A 22,605-nucleotide genomic window follows, 5' to 3' on the forward strand; every position below is an offset into this window, starting at 1 on the left:
TCCCCCGTCTCGCCGCCGTCCCGCCACCGTCTCGAGCCGTCGCACCAGGTCCGCACGCGCCTCAGCGGGTCTGGGAGACCCAGGCGTCGTGCATGCGGGCGTAGACGCCGCCGGCGCGCGCGAGGTCGTCGTGGTGGCCGACCTCGACGACGTGGCCCGCGTCCACCACGACGACGAGGTCGGCCGCCTCGGCCGTGGAGAGCCGGTGGGCGATGGTCAGGGTGGAGCGGCCCGCGGTGAGGGACGCGAGCGCCCGGGCGATGCGGACCTCGGTGGCGGGGTCGACGGCGGACGTCGCCTCGTCGAGGACGAGCAGGTCGGCCTCGGCGAGGTAGGCCCGCACCAGTGCGACGAGCTGCCGCTCCCCCGCGGAGAGCGACTCGCCGCGCTGACCGACCGGGGAGTCGAGACCGTCCGGCAGGTCCGCGACCCAGTCGGTGAGCCCGAGCCGCTCGACGGCGGCCTCGATCCGGGCACGGCGAGCGGCGTCGGGTTCCTGCTCGGCGGCGCCGCGCAGCCCGTACGCCACGTTGTCGGCGAGCGTGCCGTCGAAGAGGAAGCCCTCCTGGGGCACGAGCACGACGCGCTCGCGCAACGACGCGACGGCGAGGTCGCGCAGGTCGGTGCCGTCGAGCAGCACGCGCCCCGCGGTCGGGTCCATGAGCCGGGTGACGAGCTTGGCGATCGTCGTCTTCCCGGAGCCGGTCGCGCCCACCACGGCGACGGACGCCCGCGCCGGGAGGTCGAGGTCGACGTCGTGCAGCACCTCGGGACCGCCGGGGTAGGCGAACCGCACGCCCTCGAGCCGCACGTGGGCGGGCCCGCGGGGGCTGCGCGCGCCGTCGGCGCCCTTGTCGACGACCTCGACGGGCGTCTCCAGCACCGCGAGGACGCGTCGCCAGCCGGCGACGGCGTTCTGGAGCTCGTTGAGGATCTCGGTCGCCATCTGCACGGGGCCCGTGAAGAGCTGGACGAGGAAGAGGAACGCGAGGAGCTGGCCGACCGAGATGTCGCCCGCCACCCCGAGGTAGGACCCGACCACGACGACCACGGCGAGCACGAGGTTCGCCACGAGCACGCCGCTCGAGAAGACGACGGCGACGAGCTTCTGCGCCCGGACCATCGCCCGCCGCGTCGCGTCGACGGCGGCGTCGATGCGACGCGCGGTGCGGGCGCCCGCGCCGTACGCGCGGATGGTCTCGGCGCCGACGATCGACTCGGAGATCGCGCCGAGCATGCCCCCGACGCGCGCCCGAACCTGCGTGTACGCGTCGTTGACGCGCGCCTGCGCGGGGCGCAGGACGAGGAACAGCGGGACGAAGCACGCCCAGACCACGAGCGTGAGCTGCCACGAGTAGACGGCCATGAGGACCGTCGCGACGCCGATCTGCAGCACCGAGACGAGCAGCATGATGCCGCCCCACTGGACGAAGAGCGAGATGGTGTCGACGTCGCTCGTCACGCGCGAGACGAGCGACCCGCGCCGCTCGGTGTTCTGCGTGAGCACGGAGAGGTCGTGCACGTGCCGGAACGCCCGCACGCGCAGACCGGCGAGGCCGGCCTCGGTCGAGCGGAACAGCCGGACGTTGACGAAGGCCGAGCAGAGGCCCGCGAGGACGATGACGACCGCGGCCGCGCCGACGAGCACGGCGACGCGCGTCGTGTCCGGGCCGCCGTCGGCGAGCACGCCGGTGTCGACGGTCTGCTGGACGGTCACCGGGACGACGACGCGGCCCAGCGCGGCCGCGACCGCGAGCCCGAGCGTGATCCAGATCCCGTCGAGGATCTGCGGCGAGACCTGGACGCCTCGGCGCAGGGTGGCGAGGACGCCCAGCGAGCTCGCGGAGGCGATACGGGCCTCGGCCGCCCGGCCCGGCGCGCCAGCCGGCGCCGACCGCTCCGTGGTGGTGGTCCGGCTCACTCCTCCAGCGCCCCCGTCTCGACGTGCCGCACGACGTCGTCCTCCTCGAACTCTTCCCGCCGCTCGAGGTCGTCGCCCCGACGGTCCTCGTCGTGCCCGTCACGGCCGTCCTCGGCCGCCTCCCGCGCGGTGTCGTCGGTGGCGTCGGCGCGTTCTTGCTCGCGCCGCTCGGCCTCGCGCGCGTACGCGGTCGCGAGCTCGCGGTACCCTGCGTCGCGCGCGAGCAGCTCGTCGTGCGTCCCGACGTCGACCACACGGCCGGACTCCACGTGCACGACGACGTCCGCGAGCGCGACGCTCGACATGCGGTACGCCACCATGACGACGGTCGGGCGGTCCGCCCCCTCGCGGGCGAGGCCCGCGAGGATCTGCTGCTCGACGCGCGGGTCGACCGCGGACGTCGCGTCGTCGAGGACGAGCAGGCGCGGACGGCGCACCAGGGCGCGCGCGATGGCGAGCCGCTGGCGCTGGCCGCCGGACAGGTTCGCCCCGCGCTCCCCGAGCGGCGCGTCCAGGCCTTCCGGCAGTCGCGCGACGACGTCGTCCACGCGCGCCAGGCGCAGCGCCTCCCAGACCTGGTCGTCGTCCGGGCCCGGGTCGCCGTCGTCGACGAGCGTGACGTTCGCCCGCACGGAGTCCTCGAAGACGAAGGCCTGCTGGGCCACGAGGGCGACCTGGGACGTCAGGTCGGTCTCGCGCACCTCGCGCACGTCGGTGCCGTCGAGCACGACGCGTCCGCGCGTGGGGTCGGAGAGCCGGGCGAGCAGCGACACGAGCGTCGTCTTGCCCGCGCCCGTGGGGCCGACGACCGCGACCGTGGTCCCGGGATCGACCTGGAGGTCGATCCCGTCGAGCAGGGTGATCACGCGTCCGCCCGCGCGGACGTCCACGCCGACGCCCTCGAGGTGCACGCCCAGTCCCGAGCCCCCACCGGGGAGCCCGCCGGTTCCGGGGCGCAGCACCCCGCCGGCGTCGACGACGCGGCTGATGCGCTCGTAGCCGACGAGCGCGCGAGGGAGCTCGCCGAGCACCCACCCGAACGCCCGGACGGGCACGGCCATGACCGTGAGGAGGTAGGCGGCCGTGACGATGTCGCCCGCCGCGACGCCGCCCGAGGTGAGCCGGACGGTCCCGACGGCCAGCACGAGGAGCGTGCCGAGCGACGGGAGCAGCTCGATGACCGGGTCGAAGAACGCGCGGACGACACCGACCCGGACGTTTGCGGCGCGCAGCTCGTCCGTGCGCTCGGCGAAGCGACGCTCCTCGCGGTCCGCGGTCCCGAGCGACGTGACGAGCAGTGCGGCCTCGAAGCTCTCGTGCGCGACGTCCGACACCTCGGCCCGGAGCTGCTGCGCGCGCGTGATCGCGGGCGACATGTAGCGCTGGAACACGATGTTCACAGCGATCGCGACCGGGATGACGACGAGCGCGGCGCACGCGAGCCAGACGTCCACGCGGAAGAGCATCACCGCGGCGACGCCGATCATGACGACGACACCGAGCGCGAACGGGAGCGGGTTGAACACGCCCGTCGCCGCCTCGACGTCGGAGTTCGCGTTGGAGAGGAGCTGCCCGGCGGGGTGCGAGCGGTGCCACGACATGGGCAGGCGCAGGTACTGGCGCGTCACGGCTGTGCGGTGCCGGGCCTGGAGCGCGGCGTACCCGTTGCCCGCGAAGATGCGGCGCGCGGCCACGCTCGCCGCGAGCGAGACCGCGATGCCGGCGAGGACGAGCCCCGCGACCCAGATGCGGCCGCGCGCGGCCTCGTCGCCGGCGAGCGCCGGGACGACGACCTCGTCCGTCGCGGTGCCGATCGCGCTGCTCACGGCGACGGTGAGCGCCCCGAAGAGCGCGGAGGACCCGATGGCCAGCGCGTACGTGCGCGGCTCGTCGCGGATGCCGCGGCCCATGAGGGCGAGCGACCGGCGTACGCGCGACCCGGTCAGGGCGTGCGGCCGCCTGACGGTCGGCTCGTCGGGGAGCTGGTCCCGGGGCGGGTCGGGCCGGTCCGTCGGGGCCGGCAGGTCGGTCGGGGCGGGCTGGGCGTCGGCGCCGGTGGGGCGCGTCCTGCTGCCGGGCACGGGACGGTCCTCGTCTTTCGTTCAGGGGGTTGCACGATCCTCTCATGCACCCCTGACACGCCCCGACGGATCTCCGTCACCCGGCCGCGGCCCTGCGGGGACGGCGGTCACGCGGGAGGGTGCCTCAACGCACCTCGACGCCCTGAGCGCGCATCGCGTCCTTGACCTGGGCGACCGTCAGGGCCCCGAAGTGGAAGACGCTCGCCGCGAGGACCGCGTCGGCCCCGGCGCGGGCGGCGGCCACGAAGTGCTCGGGCGTCCCCGCCCCGCCGCTCGCGACGAGCGGGACCCGGACCTCGGAGCGCACCGCCGCGAGCATCTCGAGGTCGAAGCCCGCGGTCGTGCCGTCGGCGTCCATGGAGTTGAGGAGGATCTCGCCGGCCCCGAGCCCCGCGGCGCGCGCGGCCCACTCCACGGCGTCGATGCCCGTCCCCCGGCGCCCGCCGTGGGTCGTGACCTCGTACCCGGACTCCGTGCGGACGTCGCCCGTCGTGCGCCGCGCGTCGACGGACAGCACGAGCACCTGGCTGCCGAAGCGGTCGGCGATCTCGGCGATGAGCTCGGGGCGGGCGATCGCCGCCGTGTTGACCCCCACCTTGTCCGCACCGGCGCGCAGGAGGCGGTCCACGTCTTCCGCCGAGCGCACGCCGCCGCCGACGGTGAGCGGGACGAAGACCTGCTCGGCGGTGCGCCGCACGACGTCGTACGTCGTCTCCCGGTTCCCCGAGGACGCCGAGACGTCGAGGAACGTCAGCTCGTCCGCGCCCTCGGCGTCGTACCGGGAGGCGAGCTCGACGGGGTCGCCCGCGTCGCGCAGGTTCTCGAAGTTCACGCCCTTGACGACGCGACCCGCGTCGACGTCGAGGCAGGGGATCACGCGGATCGCGACGGTCATGAGGACTCTCCTTGGTCGGCCGGCGCGTCGCCGGTCGTGTCGGTGCCGGCGCCGTCGGTGCCGCCCTCGGCGGCCTCCTCCGCGGTCACCGGGAACTGTGCGTCGAGGATGTCCACGACGTAGACGAGGGTCTCGCCCGCGAGCGGGTTGGCCGTCTCGCCGTAGGCGAGGTCCGGCGGGACGACGAGCAGCACCTGGCTGCCGACCGACTGCTCGAGGAGGCCCTGCTCCCACCCCTCGATGACCTCCCCGATCCCGATCATGATCGACAGCGGCGCGGTGCCGTCCGGCCAGGTCGAGTCGAAGACCTCGCCGTCGGACCAGCGCACGCCCGTGTACCGGACCGTGACGACCTGACCGACCTCGACCTGGCGACCGTCGCCGCGGATCAGCGGCTGCACGACGAGCCCCGCGGGCGCGGCCGTCTCGGGCGGCACCGTGACGCTCGGCGCACCGTCCTCGGCGAGGGTCACGGTCGGCAGGCCCTCGACGGGTGCGACCGCCTCGCCCGTCGCACGGGTCGGGAGCACGTCCACGACCAGCGCGACGGGGACGCCGTCGTCCTCCTCGAGCCGCAGGAGGCGCGCACCCACCCGCTGGCCGCGCAGGAGGTCGCGCAGGTCGCGCCCGATCGACTCGTCCGTCAGCGCCCGCCAGCGCGGGGCGTCGGTGTACGTGTTCTGGAGGACCGTCCCGTCGCTCACGTCCTGCGCGTAGAGGTTGAGGAGGAGCGGACCGCCGTCGACGAGCTCGGCCCCCGCGCCAGGCCACACGACCTCCGAGGTCGCCTCGGGGACGTCCAGCGGTGCGCGGTACTGGAGCTCCGGCGGTGCGCCCGACGAGCCGATCACCGAGAGGTCGGTGTTCAGCGGCGTCGGGGTCGCGTCCTCCGGCTCCGTGCACGCGGCGAGGACGAGTGTCGCGACGAGCGCCACGAGCAGCGCGAGAGCCGCCCGGACCGCGGACGCACGACGACGGACGGGCCGCGCGCCCCGCACGGGGCGCCCGGCCGCGAGGGCCAGGTTCGTCACATCACGTCCCGCGTCACATCGACTCGATGAGGCGTTCCACGCGCTCGTCGACGTTCCGGAACGGGTCCTTGCACAGGACCGTGCGCTGCGCCTGGTCGTTGAGCTTGAGGTGCACCCAGTCGACCGTGTAGTCCCGGCGCGCCTCCTGCGCGGCACGCACGAAGTCGCCGCGCAGCTTGGCGCGCGTCGTCTGCGGCGGGACCGCCGTCGACTCGAACACCTCGAGGTCCGTCGTGACGCGCTCGACCATGCCGCGCGCGGCGAGGAGGTTGTAGAGCCCCTCGGTGCGCGAGATGTCGTGGTACGCGAGGTCCAGGCGCGCGATCCGCGGGTCGTCGAGCTCGAGCCCGTGCTTGGCCTGGTAGCGCTGGATCAGCCGGTACTTGATGACCCAGTCGAGCTCGCGGTCGACCAGCGAGAGGTCGCCCGTCTCGAGCGCGCGCAGCCCTCGCTCCCACAGGTCGAGGACCTGCTTGACGACCGGCGTCGGCGAGACGTCCTGCTCGACGAACTCCTTGACGCGCTGGAGGTACTCGCCCTGGAGGTCGATCGCGGTGACCGTGCGACCGCTCGCGAGCTGGACGGGCTGCTTGCCGGTCATGTCGTGGCTGATCTCGCGGATCGACCGGATCGGGTTCTCGAGCGCCAGGTCGCGCATGGGCACGCCCGCCTCGACCATGCGCAGGATGAGGTCGGTCGAGCCGACCTTGAGCATCGTCGTCGTCTCCGCCATGGACGAGTCGCCGACGATGACGTGCAGGCGTCGGTAGCTCTCGGCGTCGGCGTGGGGCTCGTCGCGCGTGTTGATGATCGGGCGGGACCGCGTCGTCGCGCTGGAGACCGCCTCCCAGATGTGGTCGGCGCGCTGCGACAGGCAGTACACCGCGCCGCGCGGGGTTGCGAGGACCTTGCCCGCGCCCGTGAGCACCTGGCGGGTGATGAGGAACGGGACGAGCACGTCGGACAGGCGCGAGAAGTCGCCCTGGCGGCGCACGAGGTAGTTCTCGTGGCACCCGTACGAGTTGCCCGCCGAGTCGGTGTTGTTCTTGAAGAGGTGGATCCGCCCGGGCAGGCCCTCGTGCTCGAGGCGCTGCTGCGCGTCCGCGACGAGGCCCTCGAGGATCCGTTCCCCGCCGCGGTCGTACGCGACGAGCTGGTGCACGTCGTCGCACTCGGCCGTCGCGTACTCGGGGTGCGAGCCGACGTCGAGGTACAGGCGAGACCCGTTGCGCAGGAACACGTTGGACGAGCGCCCCCACGCGACCACCTTGCGGAACAGGTAGCGCGCCACCTCGTCCGCCGACAGCCCCCGGCCGTCGTCGGACGCGCACGTCACGCCGTACTCCGTCTCCAGCCCGAAGATCCTGCGGTCCATCGCGGTCCTACCCCTCGTCCGTCGCGGGGCCGGTGCCTGTCGCGCCGCCCGTGCCGTCGGTCGCGGCGTCGGCGGCCGCCGTCGGCCCGTCGCCGTCCGCGAGGAGGTCCTCGAGCGCGCTCCCCGAGATCCGGCGGAACGCGCGCCGCGGACGGGTGCGGTCCAGGACCGCGACCTCGAGCTGCGCGGCCGGGATGGTCCGCACCTCCTCCCCGTCGCCGCCCGCACCGAGCGCGCGCACGGCGAGCCGCAGCACGTCGGCCAGGCCGAGACCGGGCTCCCACGCGTCCTGGAGCACGCGACCGAGCTGGTCGGCCTGCCCTCCCATGACGACGACGCCCTGCTCGTCGGCGACGGAGCCGTCGTAGGAGATCCGGTAGAGCTGGTCCTGCACCGCGGTACGCCCGACCTCCGCGACGACGAGCTCGACCTCGAGCGGCTTGGACTCCGTGGTGAACACCGTGCCGAGCGTCTGGGCGTACGCGTTCGCGAGCCCGCGCGCGTTGACGTCGGTGCGGTCGTAGGAGTAGCCCCGCAGGTCCGCGTAGCGCACGCCCGCGACCCGCAGGTTCTCGAACTCGTTGTACTTGCCGACCGCGGCGAACGCGATGCGGTCGTAGATCTCCGAGATCTTGTGCAGCGCGCGCGACGGGTTCTCCGTGGCGAACGCGATCCCGTCCTCGTACGCGAGGACGACGACGGACCGGCCGCGCGCGATGCCCTTGCGCGCGAAGTCCGCCCGGTCCTTCATGAGCTGCTCGGGCGAGACGTAGAAGGGCATGTTCACTCGGCGTCACCTCCCGACGCGGGGCCCTGCGACAGGTCCTGCGGCTGGTCGTGGGGCACGGCCTCGGCGTTCGTGACGGCGGGGCGGCGGCGCGGCACACCCGTGCCGGACCGCTCGGCCACGATCTGCTCGACGACGGCCGCGAGCTCGTCGTCGGGGACGCGCTCGTACCCGGCCTGCGTCACGACCGCGACGACGGGCCAGATGCGACGCACCGGGTCGGGGCCGCCCGTGGCCGAGTCGTCGTCGGCGGCGTCGTACAGGGCCTCGACCGCGACCCGCACCGAGGCCTCACGGTCGAGCTCGGTGCGCCAGAGCTTCTTCAACGAGCTCCGCGCGAACACCGACCCGGAGCCCACCGAGTGGTAGGCGCGCTCCTCGTACCGGCCGCCGGTCACGTCATAGGAGAAGATGCGTCCGCCGCCGCGGTCGAGGTCGAACCCGGCGAACAGCGGGACCACCGCGAGCCCCTGCATCGCGAGGCCGAGGTTCTGCCGGATCATCGTCGACAGGCGGTTGGCCTTGCCGTCCAGCGAGAGCAGGGAGCCCTCGATCTTCTCGTAGTGCTCGAGCTCGAGCTGGAACAGGCGCACGAGCTCGACGGCGATGCCCGCGGTCCCCGCGATCCCGACCGCCGAGAACTCGTCGGCCGGGAAGACCTTCTCGATCTCGCGGTTCGCGATCATCGAGCCCATCGTCGCGCGGCGGTCGCCGGCCATGACGACGCCGCCCGCGACGCCCTCGGCGCCGAACGTGAGCGCCACGATCGTCGTCGCGTGCGGCGCGTCGGGCGCGACGCCCGCGGACGTGTGCCCGGCGGCGCGGCGCGACGGCAGGAGGTCGGGCGCGTGCCCGGAGAGGAAGTCCAGGAAGGACGACGACCCGGGGGTCGTGAACGCGTCGGGCAGGCGCCCTGGCTGGTCCGTGCTCATCGGGTTGCCGTCACCCTTCCTACTCGCCGCCCTTCTGGACGAAGCCCCGGACGAAGGACTCCGCGTTCGTCTCCAGCACCTCGTCGATCTCCTCGAGGAGCGCGTCGACCTCCGCGTCGCGCGACTGCGCCTGCGGCGCGACCGGGACCTCGGGGCCCTCGGGCTCGTCGTCGGGACGTCGGTCCTCGTGCGACGCGTGGGTGCGTTCGGTACCCGCCATGGCTGCCTCCTCGTCCGTCGGCACGGTCCCGCGCCGACGCTCTGTCCGTTCCAACCCGGTCGGGGCTCGCGCCCTTCCCGGCCCTGCTCGCACGCGGCGCCCGTTCCGCGAGGGGCGGGGCGCCGTCGTACGTCCAGCCTAGTCGCCGCCGCTCACGACGGGCCTGCCAGACCCGCCAGGAGCGCCGCCGCGTCCGGGCTTGCCTCGAGCAGCGCGCCGATGTGCGCCCGCGTCCCCCGCAGCGGGTCCATCATCGGGACCCGCTGGAGCGACGGCGCGCCGGGCACGTCGAAGATCACGGAGTCCCAGCTCGCGGCAGAGACCTGGTCGCCGTAGCGCGCCATCACCTCGCCGCGGAAGAACGCCCGCGTGTCCTCCGGGGCGTGGTGCACGGCGGCGCCGACCTCGCGCTCCGTGACGACCCGGTCGACCGCGCCCGCCGCGAGGAGCCGGTGGTAGATGCCGCGCTCGGGGCGCACGTCGGACCACTGGAGGTCCATCGCCGCCAGCCGCGGGTGGCCCCACTCGAGGCCGTCGCGCTCGCGCAGGCGGTCGAGGAGCCGCAGCTTCGCGACCCACTCGACGTCGCGCGCGCACGCGTCGCGGTCCGTCCCGAGGCGGTCGAGCACGGAGGCCCACCGGGCGAGCACGTCGCGCGTCGGGGCGTCGACCCCCTCGGCGCCGGCGAGCCGCTCGGACGCCTCCGCGGCCACCGCGAGGTACTCGCGCTGCACCTCCAGCGCGGTCAGCTCGCGCCCGTCGGCGAGGGTCAGGCGTGCGGTGAGGTCGAGGTCGCGGCTGACCCGCTGCACGTCCCCGACCGGGTCTGCCAGCCGCAGCGCGGCCAGCCGCGCCCGCACCTGCGGCCCCAGCTCCTCGAGGTGCTCGACGACGAACAGCACGAGCGACGTCGTGCCCGTCTTGAGGTACGTCGCGGTCTCGAGCATGTTCGCGTCGCCGATGATGAGGTGCAGCCGGCGCCAGCGCTGCCGGTCGGCGTGGGGCTCGTCGCGCGTGTTGACGATCGGGCGGCGCAGCGTGGTCTCCAGCCCGACCTCGGCCTCGACGTAGTCCGCGCGCTGCGAGATCTGGAAGCCGTGCTCCTCACCGGTCGGGCCGAGGCCGACGCGGCCCGAGCCGGCGAAGACCTGCCGGGTCACGAGGAACGGGGTGAGCATCTCCACGAGCACCCCGAACGGGACGTCCCGGTCCACGAGGAAGTTCTCGTGCGTGCCGTAGCTCGCGCCCTTGCCGTCGACGTTGTTCTTGTAGAGCACGACGGACCCGCCCGGCACCTGGTCCAGCTCGCGCGACGCCGCGAGCATCACCCGCTCCCCCGCCACGTCCCAGCACACGACGTCGTGCGGCACCGTGACCTCGGGAGACGAGTACTCCGGGTGCGCGTGGTCGACGTAGAGCCGGGCACCGTTCGTGAGGATGACGTTCGCCGCGCTCGGGTCGTCGTACTCCTCCGTCGTGGGCCGCGCGACCTCCTGGAACGAGGCCTCGGTCTGCTCCCCCGCGCCGGGCTCCGCCACCGGCCCCGACGGCGCGGGCCGGGACGGGTCGTCGGTGAGCAGCGACGGGTGGGCCGAGGCCCGCGGGACGTGGAAGCCCCGCGCGTCCTGGAGCGGGTCCTCGTCGTCGTAGTCCCAGCGCGCCCGGCCGCGCGCTCCGTCGCTGCGCGCGGCGAGCGCCCGATAGGTGGTGACGACCTGGCTCGACATCAGCATCGGGTTCGCCATCGGCTTCCCCGGCTGCAGGACGCCGTACTCGGTCTCGATCCCCATGACCCGTCGAACGCTCACGCGCTCACCCTATGTCGGTCCGCCGACGGCGCGCGGTCCGTGTCCACCGACGACGGAGCCCTCCCACGGAGCGGCGAGACCCCGCCGGTGCGGCGGCCCGCGCGTGCAGGTCGCCGCCCGGACGGGGTCTCGGGGCGTCGGTCGGGTGGTCCTACAGGTACTGGCCGGTGTTGGTCACCGTGTCGATGGTGCGCGGGGAGCCGCCCTCGCCCTTCTTCTGGACGATCGTGCGGATGAAGACGATGCGCTCGCCCTTCTTGCCGCTGATGCGCGCCCAGTCGTCCGGGTTGGTGGTGTTGGGCAGGTCCTCGTTCTCCTTGAACTCGTCGACGCACGCCGAGAGGAGGTGGTCGACGCGGATGCCGCGCTGGCCGGTGGCGAGGAAGTCCTTGATCGCGGACTTCTTGGCCCGGTCGACGACGTTCTGGATCATCGCGCCGGAGTTGAAGTCCTTGAAGTACAGGACCTCCTTGTCGCCGCTCGCGTAGGTGACCTCGAGGAACTGGTTCTCGTCCTCCTCGGAGTACATGCGCTCGACCACGGACCGGATCATCGCGTCGAGGGCCTCGCGCTGGTTGCCGCCGTGCTCGGCGAGATCGGCCGCGTGGATCGGCAGGTCCTCGGTGAGGTACTTGGCGAAGATCTCCTTCGCCCCCTCGGCGTCGGGCCGCTCGATCTTGATCTTCACGTCGAGGCGGCCCGGCCGCAGGATCGCGGGGTCGATCATGTCCTCGCGGTTCGAGGCGCCGATGACGATGACGTTGTCGAGCCGCTCGACGCCGTCGATCTCGGCGAGGAGCTGGGGCACGATCGTCGTCTCGACGTCGGACGACAAGCCGGTGCCGCGCGTGCGGAACAGCGACTCCATCTCGTCGAAGAACACGACGACCGGGGTGCCCTGCGACGCCTTCTCGCGCGCCCGGGCGAAGATCAGGCGGATGTGCCGCTCGGTCTCGCCGACGTACTTGTTGAGCAGCTCGGGGCCCTTGACGTTGAGGAAGTAGCTGCGCGCCGCGCCCGAGCCCGCCTCGACCTCCTCGCCGCGCGCCCGCGCGACGGTGTGCGCGAGCGAGTTCGCGACGGCCTTGGCGATGAGCGTCTTGCCGCACCCGGGCGGGCCGTACAGGAGGACGCCCTTGGGCGGGTGCAGCCCGTGCTCGCGGAAGAGGTCCGGGTGCGTGAACGGGAGCTCCACCGCGTCGCGGATCTGCTCGATCTGCGGGCCGAGGCCGCCGATGTCCTCGTACTCGATGTCCGGGACCTCCTCGAGGACGAGCTCCTCGACCTCGGACTTGGGGATCACCTCGAACACGAACCCGCTGCGCGTGTCGATCGTCAGCGAGTCCCCGACGCGCAGCGACGTGTGCGCGACAGAGCCGGCGAGGCGCACCACGCGCTCCTCGTCGGCGCGGCCGACGACGAGCACGCGGTCGGCGTCGAGGATCTCCTTCGCGGTGACGATCTCGCCCGTGCGCTCGTACCCGCCCGCCGCGACGACGGTCATCGCCTCGTTGAGCTTGACCTCCTGGCCGGGGCGAAGCCGTTCCACGTCGAGGCTCGGGCTGGCTCCGACGTGCATCTTGCGCCCCGCGGCGGACACGTCGACCGACCCGTCTGGGTGCGCGGCGAGGAACACCGCGTACGTGCCGGGGGGCTTGGCGAGGTCGTCGATCTGCCTCTTGAGGTCGAGGATCTGGTCCCGCGCAGCTCTCAGCGCCTCGGCGAGCCTCTCGTTCTTCGCGGACAGCAGCGCGAGCTCTCGCGCGCTGCTCTGCGGGGCCTCGTCGCTACGGCCGAATGTCTCGCTCATCGGGTGTTCCCCTCTCGCCGGCGGCTCGCCCGACCGCGTGCTGGACGGCGGACGGCGGACCCGCGAGGGCACCCGTGCCGACCACCGTCCGGCGGTCGGGTGTAGACCTTAGGCACAATCCTCGCCCGAGCACACGGACGACACCCAGCGTGAGACGACCGGGTCCCGATCGTTACCGGACCGTCATGCCTCCGACACGTCGGACGAGTGCTCGTCCTGCGAGGAGCCCGGGGTGGCGGCCTGCTCCGGGCCCTGGCCGACGTCGCGCCGCACGCGGCGGATCTTCTTCTCCGAGACCGGACGCTCGCCGAGCTCCTCGGGCGACCACTGCTCGGCGTCGGTGGGGTACGCGCCCTTGGCGGGGCGGCGCTTGCGCTCCGGCGGCGCGACGCCGTCGGCCAGCCGGCGAGCGGTGAGCAGGAAGCCCGTGTGCCCGATCATGCGGTGCTGCGGGCGCACGGCGAGGCCCTCGAGGTGCCAGCCGCGCACCATGGACTCCCAGGCGACCGGCTCGGCGTAGCGCCCGTCGGCACGCAGGTCCTCCGCGAGGCGCGAGAGCTGCGTCGTCGTGGCCACGTAGCAGACGAGCACGCCGCCGGGGACGAGCGCGCGGGCGACGACGTCGAGGTTCTCCCACGGCGCGAGCATGTCGAGCACGACGCGGTCCACGGTGCCGTCCTCGGCGACGGTCGGCAGGACGTCGGCGAGGTCGCCGACGGACAGCGTCCAGGCGGGGTGCGCGCCCCCGAAGAAGGTCTCGACGTTGCCGCGCGCGATGGCCGCGAAGTCGTCGCGGCGCTCGATCGAGTGCAGCTCGCCCGCGTCGCCGACGGCGCGCAGGAGCGACATGGTCAGCGCGCCCGACCCGACGCCCGCCTCGACGACGCGCGCGCCGGGGAAGATGTCCGCCATCGCGACGATCTGCCCCGCGTCCTTGGGGTAGACGACCGCCGCGCCGCGCGGCATGGACAGCACGTAGTCCGCGAGCAGCGGGCGCAGCGCGAGGTACTCGATCTCGGCCGTGTTGCGGATCACGCTCCCCTCGGGCTGCCCGATGAGGTCGTCGTGGCGCAGGTAGCCCTTGTGCGTGTGGAAGGTCGCGCCCGGCGCGAGCGTGATGGTGTGCAGGCGTCCGCGGGGATCCGTGAGCTGCACCTTGTCGCCCACGCGCAGCGGGCCGCGGCGCTCGTCCGCGCCCGTGGCCACCGGGCGGTCCGGGGTGGTGCCCGCGGGCGCGGGAGCGCCGTCCGGTCCGGAGGGCATCGTCTGGGGGCCGGGCGTGGCGGCGGGCTCGGAGGTCACGGGCGACCATCCTACGGGCCGGTCGGCCACGCCCCGCGGCAGGCCGCCGGACCGCCCGCCCGGGCGCGCGGTCAGGCCCAGGTCAGCGACCGCGCTGCGCGTCCCGCAGCGCGCTCACGACGCGGGCGACCTCGAGCGCCCCGACGACCCGGCCGCCGTCGGTCACGGCGACGACCGCGGCGTCCCGGCCGACCCGCGCGAGCACGGCGAGCATGTCCTGGCCCTGGAGGTGCGCGTCGATCGTCGCGCCCGCGGGCAGCGGGACCGCGACGGCGCCCACGGGCGTCGTCTCGGCGGCGTCCGGCGGCACGGCAGCAGCGGCGGCGGGGTCCGCGTACCCGACGGGTCGTCCCGTCCCGTCGACGAGGACGGCGAGCACGTGCGGGCCGCCCGCGAGCGCCACCGCGTGGCCCACGGCCCCGACGCTCGCCGTCGACGGCACCGCGACGGCCGGCCGGGCGAGCCCGCGGACGGACAGCCCGGAGACCGCCTCGCGCGAACGCCCCACCGTGATCGCCTGCCCGGCGCCGCTCCAGAGGAAGGCGCCGATGAGCGCCGCCCACGCGACGGTCCACAGGTCCGGCTGCCGCCCGAGGGTGAGCGGCCACACGAGGGCCCACGCGACGACGCCCACGGCGACGGCGCGCCCGACCCAGCCCGCCGCGACCGTGCCCTTGGTGCGCGAGCCCGTCGCGGCCCACACGGCCGACTCGAGGATCTGGCCGCCGTCGAGCGGCAGGCCGGGCAGGAGGTTGAAGAACCCGGCGAACGCGTTGGCGAACGCCCCCGCGTAGAGCAGCAGGGCGGGCACGGTGAACGTGGGCTGGGCCAGGAACGCCACCCAGAACACGACCGCGAGCGCCAGGTTGGTCAGTGGCCCGACCACGGAGATGAGGAACCCGTCGAGCGGCCGCGCCGACGTCCCGGAGTACGCCGTGTGGCCGCCCCACAGCGTCACCGCGAGCTCCGTGACGTGCTGGCCCCGGGCGCGCGCGACGAGCGCGTGCGCCACCTCGTGCAGGAACACGGACGCGAAGAGCAGGAGCACGAACGCGAACGAGACGAGGTACACCTCGGCGCCGAGGTGCGGGGCGAGGTTGTCCACGGTCGGCTTGAAGAGGACCGTGAGGATCACGGCGGCGAGGAACCACGACGGCGTGAGGATCACGGGAGCGCCGGCCACCCGGCCGATGACCCACCCCTTCGTGCGCGGGCCTGCCGGCGCGGGCGTGCGGGGGGCTCGGGGCTCTGGTCCGTCCACCCCGGAAGCCTATGCGGTCGCGAGCTCTCCTCGACGACGGCGCACGAGCGGGCCGGCGGTCAACCGACCGATCGGAGGACGCCCGCGAGCTCCTCGCGCGAGTGGATCCCGAGCCTCGTGTACACCTTGCGCAGGTGGTACTCGACCGTCTTGGGACTCAGGAAGAGCGCGGCCGCGGTCTCCCGGGTCGTCCGCCCGTCCACGAGCAGGAGGCAGACCTGCAGCTCCTGCGGCGTGAGGGCGCCGCGCCCGACGCCCTCGCGAGGCGCCACCTTCTCCCCGGTCGCCTCGAGCTCGGTCCGGGCGTTCGCCGCCCACCGGACGGCGCCGAGGTCGTCGAAGCCGGTCAGCGCGGCCCGCAGGTGCACCCGAGCGTCCACGCGTCGGCCGACCCGGCGCAGCCGCATCCCGTACGCGAGCTGCGTCCTGGCGCGCTCGAAGAGGTCACGGGTCTGACCGTGGCGGCCGAGAGCCGACTCGAAGTGGACCGCGAACGCGTCCTCGGGCGCGACGAGGCCGAGCGCCCGGTCGGCACGTCCCCGGGTCCAGGGCCTGCCGCTCGCCCCGGCGGCGGCGGCGAACCGGGTGGCGACCTCGTGGGCCGCGGCGACGCGGCCCGTCCGCAGGAGCGCGTCGACCAGCTCCGGTCCGGGGTGCAGGTCGGGGTCGCGGACGCCGAGCTGCTCGAGCCGGGCGGCGAGGTCGAGGAACCGGGTCGCCGCCTCGTCCGAGCCTCCCTCCGACAGGGCCAGGTCGCCCAGGGCCAGCTCGCACCAGATCTCGCCGAAGTGCATCGACCGGTCGCGGCAGAGCACCGACGCGTCCGCCGCGTGCTCGCGGCACGCGGCGCTCCGGCCCGCGCGGGACTCGAGCCAGGCGAGACCCGCGAGCGCCATGGCGAGCGCCCCGCCCTGGCCGGTCTCCCGCGCCAGCCGGGCGCTCTCGTCGTAGTTGGCCGCGGCCCGGTCCCACGCGCTCGTCGTCGCCTGGTCCCGTGCCACGTGGAAGAGCACGTCGGGCAGTGCGCCCACGCCGACGCGCGTGCGGACCTCGTCGACGAGCGCGCGCAGCTCGGCGCCGGAGCGGGCGTCGCGCAGGAACAGCGGCGCGAGCATCAGCCAGGGCAGGGCGGCGGGGTGCACGAGCGGGTCGACGTCGGCCAGCAGGACGACGGCGTCACGCAGCCGGGAGGTGCTGTCACGCCCCAGCAGCACGCCCGTCGCCCCGGACGCGGCGAGCCCGACCCCGCGGCTCACCGGGTCGGTCACGTCGGGCAGTACGGCCGCGACCCGCTCCTCGACACGGCGCAGCGCGCTCGTGTCGACCAGGTACATGCAGGCGCGCGTGGCCTCGGCGAGGAGGAGGACGCGCTCGTCGACCGGCGCGAGGTCGGCGGCCCGCTCGAGCAGGTCGAGACCGTCGCGCACGGAGCCCGAGCGCACGGCGATCGTGGCGCGCAGCTCGGCGCCAGGGGCGGAGGGCGGCGCGCCCGGCGGCTCCGCCTCGTCCAGCAGCGCGAGGGCATGGTCCGGGAGGCCGCCGGACCATGCCGCGCGTGCGGACGCGACGAGCCGCGACCGGGCCGCCTCGGGGGCCGGGCTCAGCCGTGCGGCGCGCTCGAGCGCCGTCGACGCGACCGTGTACGCCGTGCGTTCCGCCGCTCGCGCCGCGAGCGCGTCGAGGAGCGCCGCGACGTCCTCGTCGAGCCGTGACGTCGCCGCCGCGAGGTGCCAGGCGTACCGGTCCACGTCGACGTCCTGGAGCTCGGCCGCGAGCCCCCGGTGCACCGTGCGCCGGAGCCCTTCGGCGGAGGCGCCGTAGACCACCGAGCGCAGCAGCGGGTGCCGGAACGTGATCCGTCCCTCGTGGGCCGTGAGCAGCCCCGCCCGGGTCGGGCCGTCCAGCCCGGCCGGGTCGAGGTCGAGCCGCCGGCAGATGGCGCGGGTCAGGCGGAGGTCGCCGCCCGACAGCGCCGCGACGAGGGTCACGGCGCGCTCGGGCGCCGTGAGGGCGTCCAGCCGTCGCGCGAACGCGCCCTGGACCCTGGCGGGCAGCGCGTGCGGGAGCTCCGCGACGGCGGCGCCGACAGCCGCCCCGTCCTCGGGCTCGCCCGCCAGCTCCAGCAGGGCGAGCGGGTTCCCGCGCGTCTCGCGGTAGAGCGCGTCGAGCGTGCGCGACGCGCCGTCCGGGTGGGTCGCGGCGAGCAGCTCCGCGGCGGCGTCGGGCGTGAGGCCCGCGAGCTCGAGCACCGGCAGGCCGTGCACGGGCTCCGGGAGCTCTCCGCTGCGACCGGCGACCAGCACCGCGACAGGGTCGTCGCGCACGCGCCGGGCGGCGAACGCGAGCGCGTCGACCGAGGGCCTGTCCGCCCACTGCACGTCGTCCAGGACGACGACGACCGGGCCGTCCTCGGCGTACCTGCTGAGCAGGCTCAGGGTCGCGGCGCCGATCGCGAACCGGTCCCGCCCGCCGCCGCGCCGCACGCTGAGCGCCGCCCCGAGCTCGGCGGCCTGCGGGGCGGGGATGTCGTCGAGCAGGGGAAGAGCGGGCAGCAGCAGCGCGTGGAGTGCGGCGAACGGCAGGTCCTGCTCGACCTCCGCCGGGGTCACGCTGAGGACCCGCACGGCGTCACCGGCCGCGGAGGCCTCGAGCGCGTCGGTCAGCAGCGACGTCTTGCCGACCCCGGGTTCACCCGCGACGCCAGGGCACCGCCGCGGCCGAGACGCGCCGAGGCGAGGAGGCGTCCGACCGTCTCCTGCTCGGCGGCCCTGCCGACGAGTGCCACGACCATGAGTGTAGGGAGGGGTCGACCTCCCCGGGTGGGACGCTCCCGCAGGTGCCGCACGACCAGGGGGGCCACCTGACGCGAGCGGCCGGCGCGGCGACCTACGTTCGCCGGGTCCGGCAGTTCCGCCGGGCAGGACAGCACAGGAGCATCCGATGAGCCACCAGACGAACACCGAGACCAGCCCCGGGCCGGGGGTGCGGCCTGGCGCGTGGCCGAGCACCGACACGACCACGGAGATCAGCGACGCGCGACCGGGCGACACCGGCTCCCCGGCGACCACGCCGACCGAGGCGTCCCCCGCCCTCGACACGGACGCGCTCATGCGCTTCGTGTTCCGCGCGGTCGACGAGGTCGGCGCGACCCTCAACGCCGCGCTCGTCGTCCTCGGCGACAAGCTCGGCTACTATCGCGACCTCGCGGCCCACGGCCCCACGACGCCGTCCGAGCTGGCCGACCGCACCGGGACGGCCGAGCCCTACGCCCGGGAGTGGCTCAACGCCCAGGCCGCGGGCGGCTACGTGACGTACGACCCGCCGTCAGGCCGCTACACGCTGCCGCCCGAGCAGGCGGTCGCACTGACGGTCGAGGACAGCCCCGCCTTCCTGCCGGGTCTCTTCCAGATCGCCCTTGGCACCGTGCACGACGTCGACCACGTGCTCGACGCCGCGCGCAGCGGCGCCGGGTACGGCTGGCACGAGCACGTCTCCGACGTGCACGTCGGGTGCGAGCGGTTCTTCCGCCCGAGCTATCACGCCCACCTCGTCGCTGATTGGCTGCCCGCGCTCGAGGGCGTGGTGGACAAGCTCGAGCGCGGCGCGCTCGTCGCGGACGTCGGGTGCGGTCACGGCGCCTCGACCGTGCTCATGGCCCAGGCGTTCCCGAGCTCGCGCTTCGTGGGCTCCGACTACCACCCGGAGTCCATCGCGGTCGCGCGCCGGCGGGCGGCGGAGGCGGGTGTCGCCGACCGGGTGCGGTTCGAGGTGGCGTCGGCCCAGGACCTCGGCGGGTCGGGCTTCGACCTGGTCACGATGTTCGACTGCCTGCACGACATGGGCGACCCCGTCGGTGCGGCGGAGCAGGTCCGTCGCGCGCTGGCGCCGGACGGCACCTGGATGGTCGTCGAGCCGATGGCCGGGGACCACGTCGAGGACAACCTCAACCCCGTCGGGCGCGCGTACTACGGCTTCTCGACGCTCCTGTGCACGCCGGCGTCGCTGTCGCAGGACGTGGGCCTGGCGCTCGGCACCCAGGCGGGCCCGGCCCGGATCCGGGACGTCGCGACGGCGGGCGGGTTCAGCCGGTTCGCGTCCGTCGCCGAGACACCGTTCCACCGCGTGCTGGAGATCCGGGCCTGACGGACCGGGGCGACGAGGGAACGGGGAGGGATGGGCATGAGCATCGCACCGGAGGACACTGCGGAGATGACGGGTCTACCCGTGCCGCGCCCCGACCCGGCCCCCGTCCGGCCGCCCGACCGGACCGGGGTGGTCGTCCGCGACGGCGTGCCGCTCCCTTGGGCCGTCCACGGGACGACGGGTCCGGCGGTCCTGCTCCTGCCGACCTGGTCGCTCGTGCCGTCCCGCTTCTGGAAGGCCCAGGTGCCGTTCCTCGCGCGACGCTTCCGCGTCGTGACCTTCGACGGTCGTGGGAGCGGGGACGCCGGGCGACCCGAGGGCGCCGCCGCGTACACCGACGAGCAGTACGCGGCGGACGCCGCCGCCGTGCTGGACGACACCGGGACGCGGGCCGCCGTCGTCGTCGGGTACTCGTGCGGGGCGGCCTGGGCGGTCCACCTCGCCGCGACCCACCCGGGACGCGTGCAGGGGATCGTCGCGATCGCTCCCTCGTGCGGACTCGCCGTGGCCGCCCCGGAGCGCGAGCGGTACGCCTGGGACGCACGGCACGACACCACCGAGGGCTGGGCCAAGTACAGCAAGGCGTACTGGCTCGGCGGGGGCTACGACGACTACGTCGACTTCTTCGCCCGGAAGATGTTCACCGAGCCGCACTCCACGAAGCAGGTGGAGGACGTCGTGCGCTGGGCGCACGAGATCTCCCCGCAGACCCTCGCCGACACCACCGCCGGCCGGCTGGGCCTCGAGGGAGCCGTGCGCACCCCGCTCGAGCCGCTGTGCGCGCGGGTGTCCTGCCCCGTCCTCGTCGTGCACGGGACGCACGACGCCGTCCGGCCGGCCGCGATCGGCGAACGCCTCGCCGCGCTCACCGGCGGGGAGCTCGTCCTCGTCGACGGCGGCGGGCACGGTCTGCCGGCCCGCGACCCGGTCCGGACGAACCTCCTCCTCCAGGACTTCGTCGAGCGGACGGTCCCCGACGAGGTCGTCCCGCGGCCCCGCCGCCGCACCTGGACACGCGCGCCGAGCCGTCACCGCCGCGCGCTCTACCTCTCGTCCCCGATCGGGCTCGGGCACGCGCGCCGCGACCTCGCCGTCGCCCGCGCGCTGCGCGACCACCACCCGGACCTCGAGGTCGACTGGCTCACCCAGCACCCGGTGACCCGCCTGCTCGCCGACGCCGGGGAGCGGGTGCACCCCGCCTCGGCCTGGCTCGCGAACGAGTCCGCCCACGTCGAGGACGAGTCCGCCGACCACGACCTGCACGCCTTCGAGGCGATCCGCCGGATGGACGCGATCATGGTGAACAACTTCATGGTCTTCGCCGACGTCGTGGACGAGGGCCGCTACGACCTCGTCGTCGGCGACGAGGCCTGGGACGTCGACCACTTCCTGCACGAGAACCCCGAGCTCAAGCGCTTCGCCTTCGCCTGGATGACCGACTTCGTCGGCTGGGTCCCGATGCCCGACGGCGGCTCCGCGGAGGCGGCGCTCACCGCCGACTACAACGCCGAGATGATCGAGCAGCGGGCGCGCTACGGCCGCGTCCGGGACCGCTCGATCTTCGTCGGGAACCCGGCGGACGTCGTCGACCTGCCGTTCGGCCCGGGCCTCCCGGGGATCCGGGAGTGGACGGAGGCGAACTTCGACTTCGCCGGGTACGTCACGGGCTTCGTCCCGCCGTCGGAGACGGAGCGCGAGGCGCTGCGGCGCGACCTCGGCTACGGCCCGGACGACGTGCTGTGCGTGGTCACGGTCGGCGGCTCCGCCGTGGGCACGTCCCTGCTGCGGCACGTGCTCGACGCCGTCCCGGCCGCACGGCGCCTCGTCGACGGGCTGCGCGTCCTGGTCGTGACCGGGCCGAGGATCGACCCCGCGACCTTGCCGAGACGGCGGGGCGTCACGTACCGCGGCTACGTGCCCGACCTGTACCGGCACCTGGCCGCGTGCGACCTCGCGGTCGTGCAGGGCGGCCTGACGACCTGCATGGAGCTCGCCGCCGCCGGCCGCCCGTTCCTCTACGTCCCGCTGCAGCACCACTTCGAGCAGAACGTCCACGTGCGGCACCGGCTCGAGCGCTACGGCGCCGGACGGTGCGTGGAGTACGCCGAGGCGTCCGACCCGGGCGCGCTCGCCGCGGCGATGGCCGCCGAGCTCGTCGGGTCGCGCCACGGCGGCGACGGACGCGCGGTCGCCCGGCAGCGGCTCGCCGTCGAGGCCGACGGCGCCGCGCGGGCCGCCGCGATGCTCGCCGACCTGCTCTGAGCTCGCGGGCGCCGCCGTCCCCCGCGCTATGCGGCGTCGTCGGCCATGAGGTCGACGACCTCGCCGGAGACGAGCCGGGCGAGCAGGTCGAGGTCGACGAGCTCGAGCGACGGCGTCCGGCTCAGTCCCGGCGCCGGCCGGACGGGAACCACGGCCTCCACGCCGAGCGTGGCCGCGCCGGAGGCGCGGGCGGACGCGATGCCCGCCGGCGAGTCCTCGATCGCGACGCAGCGCGCGATGTCGACCCCGAGCCGCTCGGCCGCGAGGAGGTACGGCTCGGGGTCGGGCTTGCCGCGCTCGACCTCGTCCCCGCACACGAGCACCTGGAACGCGTCGTCCGGCGCGAGCTCGGCGACCGGCGCGGCGAGCTCGCGGTACGACATCGTGACGAGCGCGCACGGCACGCCCGCCTGGCGCAGCGCCGTGAGGAGCTCGCGCGCGCCGGGCTGCCACGGGACCTCGGCCCGCACCTGCTCGATGACACGGCCCATGAGGAACGCGACGATCTCGTCGATCGGCAGGTCGACGCCCCCGCGGTCCCGGATGATCCGCGCGGACTCGCGCAGGGGGTTGCCCACGAGGGACATCGCGTCCTCGTGCGTCCACGTCCCCCCGTGCGCGTCGACGAGCTCGTGCTCCGCCGCGATCCAGTAGGGCTCGGTGTCGACGAGCGTCCCGTCCATGTCCCACAGGACGGCCTGCGGGAGGGCGGGATCGGTGGCGGGTCGCGGGGACGTCACGGCAATGGCTCCAAGGACGAGGGGTGGGGTCCGGGCG

The 22,605-nt window shown here is 74.6% G+C and carries 16 protein-coding genes; 2 read left to right on the forward strand and 14 right to left on the reverse strand.

Annotation, left to right across the window (positions count from 1 at the left end; all coding sequences use genetic code 11):
* Positions 1–61: 61 nt before the first annotated feature.
* The 13 genes from ACFVN3_RS07365 to ACFVN3_RS07425 all read right to left on the reverse strand — a co-directional run bounded on the left by ACFVN3_RS07365 (position 62) and on the right by ACFVN3_RS07425 (position 18,473).
* A complete protein-coding gene (locus ACFVN3_RS07365) occupies positions 62–1,852 on the reverse strand; it encodes an ABC transporter ATP-binding protein (RefSeq protein ID WP_378232352.1) in 1,791 nt (596 codons plus the stop codon).
* Positions 1,853–1,917: 65 nt separating this feature from the next.
* On the reverse strand, positions 1,918–3,831 hold the full coding sequence (locus ACFVN3_RS07370; protein ID WP_378232353.1) for an ABC transporter ATP-binding protein: 1,914 nt from the start codon (positions 3,829–3,831) through the stop codon (positions 1,918–1,920).
* Between the two features lie 295 nt (positions 3,832–4,126).
* Positions 4,127–4,897, reverse strand: a complete 771-nt coding sequence (hisF, locus tag ACFVN3_RS07375; RefSeq protein ID WP_047232850.1) for an imidazole glycerol phosphate synthase subunit HisF — start codon at positions 4,895–4,897, stop codon at positions 4,127–4,129.
* Entirely contained in the window at positions 4,894–5,928 is a 1,035-nt protein-coding gene (locus tag ACFVN3_RS07380; RefSeq protein ID WP_378232121.1) for an FKBP-type peptidyl-prolyl cis-trans isomerase, read from the reverse strand. Before ACFVN3_RS07380 ends, hisF begins: the two co-directional genes overlap by 4 nt.
* Before the next feature lie 13 nt (positions 5,929–5,941).
* Positions 5,942–7,303 (reverse strand): Pup--protein ligase, encoded by a 1,362-nt coding sequence (pafA, locus tag ACFVN3_RS07385; RefSeq protein ID WP_141387680.1) that lies wholly within the window; start codon positions 7,301–7,303, stop codon positions 5,942–5,944.
* A 7-nt stretch (positions 7,304–7,310) separates the two neighbouring features.
* Positions 7,311–8,090, reverse strand: coding sequence for a proteasome subunit alpha (prcA, locus tag ACFVN3_RS07390; RefSeq protein WP_378232122.1), 780 nt, complete (start codon positions 8,088–8,090; stop codon positions 7,311–7,313).
* On the reverse strand, positions 8,087–9,022 hold the full coding sequence (gene prcB / locus ACFVN3_RS07395; RefSeq protein ID WP_378232123.1) for a proteasome subunit beta: 936 nt from the start codon (positions 9,020–9,022) through the stop codon (positions 8,087–8,089). Before prcB ends, prcA begins: the two co-directional genes overlap by 4 nt.
* A gap of 19 nt (positions 9,023–9,041) precedes the next feature.
* A complete protein-coding gene (locus ACFVN3_RS07400; protein WP_047232853.1) occupies positions 9,042–9,242 on the reverse strand; it encodes a ubiquitin-like protein Pup in 201 nt (66 codons plus the stop codon).
* A 152-nt stretch (positions 9,243–9,394) separates the two neighbouring features.
* Positions 9,395–11,032 carry a depupylase/deamidase Dop gene (dop, locus tag ACFVN3_RS07405; protein WP_378232354.1) on the reverse strand — a complete coding sequence of 546 codons (1,638 nt, stop codon included), beginning with the start codon at positions 11,030–11,032 and terminating at the stop codon, positions 9,395–9,397.
* A 169-nt stretch (positions 11,033–11,201) separates the two neighbouring features.
* Positions 11,202–12,860, reverse strand: a complete 1,659-nt coding sequence (gene arc / locus ACFVN3_RS07410; RefSeq protein ID WP_378232124.1) for a proteasome ATPase — start codon at positions 12,858–12,860, stop codon at positions 11,202–11,204.
* 183 nt (positions 12,861–13,043) lie between these two features.
* On the reverse strand, positions 13,044–14,123 hold the full coding sequence (locus tag ACFVN3_RS07415; protein ID WP_378232355.1) for a tRNA (adenine-N1)-methyltransferase: 1,080 nt from the start codon (positions 14,121–14,123) through the stop codon (positions 13,044–13,046).
* 121 nt (positions 14,124–14,244) lie between these two features.
* On the reverse strand, positions 14,245–15,423 hold the full coding sequence (locus ACFVN3_RS07420; RefSeq protein WP_378232125.1) for a site-2 protease family protein: 1,179 nt from the start codon (positions 15,421–15,423) through the stop codon (positions 14,245–14,247).
* Positions 15,424–15,482: 59 nt separating this feature from the next.
* Positions 15,483–18,473, reverse strand: a complete 2,991-nt coding sequence (locus tag ACFVN3_RS07425; protein WP_378232127.1) for an AAA family ATPase — start codon at positions 18,471–18,473, stop codon at positions 15,483–15,485.
* Between ACFVN3_RS07425 and ACFVN3_RS07430 the strand changes: the two genes are divergently transcribed.
* Together ACFVN3_RS07430 and ACFVN3_RS07435 are read left to right on the forward strand one after the other, a co-directional pair.
* Entirely contained in the window at positions 18,364–19,566 is a 1,203-nt protein-coding gene (locus tag ACFVN3_RS07430) for a class I SAM-dependent methyltransferase (protein ID WP_378232128.1), read from the forward strand. The two genes, ACFVN3_RS07425 and ACFVN3_RS07430, sit on opposite strands and share 110 nt — an antisense overlap.
* A gap of 36 nt (positions 19,567–19,602) precedes the next feature.
* Entirely contained in the window at positions 19,603–21,828 is a 2,226-nt protein-coding gene (locus ACFVN3_RS07435; protein WP_378232129.1) for an alpha/beta fold hydrolase, read from the forward strand.
* Positions 21,829–21,854: 26 nt separating this feature from the next.
* On the opposite strand, the gene ACFVN3_RS07440 is transcribed toward ACFVN3_RS07435, so the two are convergent.
* Complete coding sequence (locus ACFVN3_RS07440; RefSeq protein WP_378232131.1) at positions 21,855–22,568, reverse strand: HAD family hydrolase; 714 nt, start codon at positions 22,566–22,568, stop codon at positions 21,855–21,857.
* Between the last annotated feature and the right edge of the window lie 37 nt (positions 22,569–22,605).

Origin of the sequence: Cellulosimicrobium sp. NPDC057862 (assembly GCF_042797035.1) — a bacterium.
Lineage (GTDB): Bacteria > Actinomycetota > Actinomycetes > Actinomycetales > Cellulomonadaceae > Cellulosimicrobium.